The organism is Streptomyces sp. NPDC057654 (genome assembly GCF_042800135.1).
In the GTDB taxonomy this organism is placed as follows: domain Bacteria; phylum Actinomycetota; class Actinomycetes; order Streptomycetales; family Streptomycetaceae; genus Streptomyces.
In genome coordinates this window covers 1-3,946 of the sequence record NZ_JBHVHQ010000806.1, presented here as the reverse complement: position 1 = coordinate 3,946, position 3,946 = coordinate 1, and the positions used below count along the sequence as shown (strand labels likewise).

Here is a 3,946-nt window from a genome sequence, read left to right as displayed (position 1 = left end):
GTGCTGGCCACCGCGGACTCGTACGGCGAGGTCGCCACCGTCGACCTCGCCTCCGGCGCGACCCGCGTACGCACGGCGCACGGCATGTCCGACGTCGCCCTGTACGTGCGGGAGGAGCGGGAGTTCACCGTGTCGGACGGCACGGCGGTGCACGGCTGGCTGTTGCGGGACCCGGACCGGAGCGGGCCGGGGCCGCTGCTGCTGGACGTGCACGGCGGCCCGCACAACGGGTGGTACGGCGCGGCCGATCCCTTCCACCTCTACCACCAGGTGCTCGCCGAGCGCGGCTGGACGGTGCTGATGCTCAACCCGCGCGGCAGCGACGGCTACGGCGAGGAGTTCTTCACCGCCGTGCTCGGCGGGTGGGGGATCTCCGACGCCGCGGACCTCACCGAGCCCCTCGACGAACTCGTCGCCGAGGGCATCGCCGACCCGCGGCGGCTCGCGGTCACCGGATACAGCTACGGCGGATTCATGACCTGCTATCTGACCAGCCGCGACGGCCGGTTCGCGGCGGCGGTCGGGGGCGGTGTGGTGACCGACCTGACGAGCATGGCCGGAACGTCGGACGCCGCGCACCTGCTGGGCCTGGCCGAGCTGGGCGGGACGCCGTGGGAGGAGCGCGAGCACTACGCGCGTCAGTCGCCGCTGAGCCGGGTCGAGGACGTGACGACGCCGACGCTGATCGTGCAGGGCGGCGAGGACGTCCGCTGCCCCGTCGGCCAGGCCGAGCAGTGGTTCAACGCGCTGCGCTCCCGGCGCGTGCCCACGGAGCTGGTGCTGTATCCGGGCGGTACGCACATGTTCCCGCTGGACGGGCCGCCCTCCCACCGGGCGGACTTCAACCAGCGCGTCGTGGACTGGGTGGAGCGGTACGCCGGGGAGCCTGGGCGGCCGCGCAAGGCGCCGCTGGACGGGGCGCACTGGCAGCGGCGGCTGGCCCGGCTCGCGAAGGCGCACCGGGTGCCGGGCGCGGCGCTGGGCGTTCTGCGGCTCGGTTCGGCGGACGGCGCCGTGGCCGATGAGACGGTCCGGGCCCACCACGGGGTCCTGTCCACCGCCACCGGCGTCGACGTCACCGACGACTCGGTCTTCCAGATCGGGTCCATCACGAAGGTCTGGACGGCGACGCTCGTCATGCAGCTCGTCGACGAGGGGAAGCTGGATCTCGACGCGCCGCTCGTGGACGTGCTGCCGGAGCTGCGGCTCGCGGACCCCGGCGTCGCCAAGCAGGTGACGATGCGTCATCTGCTGACCCACACCAGCGGCATCGACGGCGACGTGTTCACCGACACCGGGCGCGGCGACGACTGCCTGGAGCGCTACACCGAGCTGCTGGAGGAGGCCGCGCAGAACCATCCGCTCGGCGGGACGTTCTCGTACTGCAACTCGGGGTTCAGTCTGGCCGGGCGGGTCGTCGAGAAGCTGACGGGGCTGACGTGGGACCGGGCGCTGCGCGAGCGGCTGTTCACGCCGCTGGGCCTGACCGGCGCGGTGACGCTCCCGGAGGAGGCGCTGCTGCTGCGGGCCGCGGTCGGGCATGTCGCCGAGAACGGAGGGGACTTCGCGCCCGCCACGACCTGGGGGCTGCCCCGCTCGGCCGGGCCCGCCGGGCTGATCACCGCCGCGACCGCGGACGTGCTGGCCTTCGCGCGGCTGCATCTGACGGGCGGCGTCGGCCCGGACGGCGAGCGGGTGCTGAGCGCCGAGAGCGCGGCGGCGATGGCCGCGCACCAGGCCGACCTCCCGGACCGGGACACGCTGGGCGACTCGTGGGGGCTGGGCTGGATCCGGTTCGGCTGGGACGGGCAGCGGCTGTACGGGCACGACGGCAACACCATCGGCCAGTCGGCGTTCCTGCGCGTCCTGCCCGACCAGGGGATCGCGGTGACCCTGCTGACCAACGGCGGCAACGCGCGCGACCTGTACCAGGAGCTGTTCCAGGAGATCTTCGCGGAGGTCGCGGGCGTGACCGTGCCCGCTCCGCCCTCCCCCGCCGGCCGGCCGCCCGCCGTCGACGCCGCGCGGCACGCGGGCGTGTACGAGCGGGCCGGTGCGCGCGCCGATATCACCTATGAGGAGGGGAAATTGACGTTGCGTCATACGGTGACGGGCCCGCTCGCCGCGTACGAGACGTCGCCCGCGCGGGACGCCGAACTCGTGCCGGTCGGCGAGGGGAAGTTCGTCTTCCTGATGCCCGGCACGAAGACCTGGGTGCCGGTCACCTTCTACACGCTGGAGACCGGTGAGCACTATGTCCACTACGGCGTCCGCGCCACCCCGAAGGTCGGCTGACATGGCTGCTGACGACTCCCGTACGGACGTCGCCGACGCCCGCGTCGCTCCGCGCGGCGCTCCCCCGGCCGCCTCCGTCGCCCGCTTCGAAGCGGCGCTGCCGCGCGTCCTCGCCGACATCGAGGCGCTGGTGCGCTGCGAGTCGCCATCCGCCGACCTGGCGGCGGTGGCGCGCAGCGCCGATCTGGTGGCCGCGATGGGGGCCGGATATCTGGCGGCCGAGCCCGAGCGCATCGTTCTCGACGGGCGCGTCCATCTGCGCTGGCGGCTCGGCGACGGCCCGCGCCGCGTCCTGGTCCTCGGGCACCACGACACGGTGTGGCCCATCGGATCGCTGGCCACCCATCCGTTCGGCATCGAGGACGGGGTGCTGCGCGGGCCCGGCTGCTTCGATATGAAGGCCGGTGTGGTGATGGCCTTCCATGCCGTCGCCGCGCTCGGCCCTGCTGCCGGCGGCGCGGACGGCGTCACGGTGCTGATCACCGGCGACGAGGAGCTGGGCTCGCCCTCGTCCCGCGCGCTCATCGAGGAGGAGGCGCGGGGCTGCGTCGCCGCGCTGGTGCTGGAGGCGTCGGCGGACGGCGGGGCGCTCAAGACGGAGCGCAAGGGCGTCTCGCTGTACGAGGTGGCGGTGCGGGGCCGGGCGGCGCACGCCGGGCTCGAACCGCACCTCGGCGTGAACGCGAGCGTCGAGGCGGCGCACCAGATCCTCGCCGTCGCCGCGCTCGGCGACGCCGCGGCCGGCACGACCGTCACGCCGACGCTGCTCGCCGCGGGCACCACGTCCAACACCGTCCCCGCGCAGGGGCTGTTCGCGGTCGACGTGCGGGTGCGCGACGCCGCCGAGCAGGACCGGGTCGACCGCGCGATGCGGGCGCTGCGGCCGGTCCTGCCCGGCGCGGAGGTCGAGGTGTCGGGCGGTCCCAACCGCCCGCCGCTGCCCGGCGCCGCGTCCCGCGATCTGTTCGCCCGCGCCGCCCGGCTCGCGGACGGGCTGGGCATCGGTCCGCTCGCCTCGGTCGCCGTCGGCGGCGCGTCGGACGGCAACTTCACCGCGGGCGTCGGCACGCCCACCCTGGACGGTCTGGGCGCGGTCGGCGGCGGCGCCCACGCCGATCACGAACACGTCGGGACGGCCGAGCTGCCCCGGCGTACCGCCCTGCTCACGGCGCTGCTGCGAGACCTCCTGGCGCAGTCCCGTGACGCACACGACGAAGAAGATGACGCCTGTGATTGATCTGTCGAGCGACCCGAGCCGCGCCGCCGGCGCGTGCGGCGGGACCGACGAGGCCCTGGCCGCGGCCCAGGCGGCGGCCCGCGCGTCCCGTACCCCCATCCGCGCCCTGTCCACGCTGGCCGAACTGGAGTCCGTACAGCGGCTCTACGAACGGATCTGGCGGCCCGACGGGAAGGTTCCGCCGATCACGGCCGAGCTGCTGCGCGCCCTGTCGAAGGCGGGCAGCTACGTCGCCGGCGCCTTCGACGGCACGCTCGACGGCGGGCGGCTCGTCGGGGCCTGCGTCGGGTTCTTCGCGCCGCCCGCCGACCGGGCGCTGCACAGCCATATCGCCGGAGTGGCGGACGAGATGCACGGCCGCCACGTCGGGTTCGCCCTGAAACTGCACCAGCGGGCGTGGGCGCTGCGGCGCGA

Annotated in this window: 2 protein-coding genes and 1 pseudogene; all 3 read left to right on the top strand. The window is 74.7% G+C overall.

The window, feature by feature from the left end; all coding sequences use genetic code 11:
- The coding region (locus ACFU99_RS36235) for a serine hydrolase (RefSeq protein WP_384400658.1) at nt 1-2,295 on the top strand (2,295 nt) is incomplete at its 5' end.
- Nucleotide 2,296: 1 nt separating this feature from the next.
- Nucleotides 2,297-3,532, top strand: coding sequence for a M20/M25/M40 family metallo-hydrolase (locus ACFU99_RS36230; RefSeq protein WP_384400655.1), 1,236 nt, complete (start codon nt 2,297-2,299; stop codon nt 3,530-3,532).
- Nucleotides 3,525-3,946 (top strand): annotated as a pseudogene (locus ACFU99_RS36225) (GNAT family N-acetyltransferase); the annotation flags it as partial. The gene ACFU99_RS36230 and the pseudogene ACFU99_RS36225, both read left to right, overlap by 8 nt.

What these genes read in the sequence shown, in the direction of transcription:
- ACFU99_RS36230 (WP_384400655.1), top strand. Translation starts at nt 2,297, where the DNA reads ATGGCTGCTGACGACTCCCGTACGGACGTCGCCGACGCCCGCGTCGCT.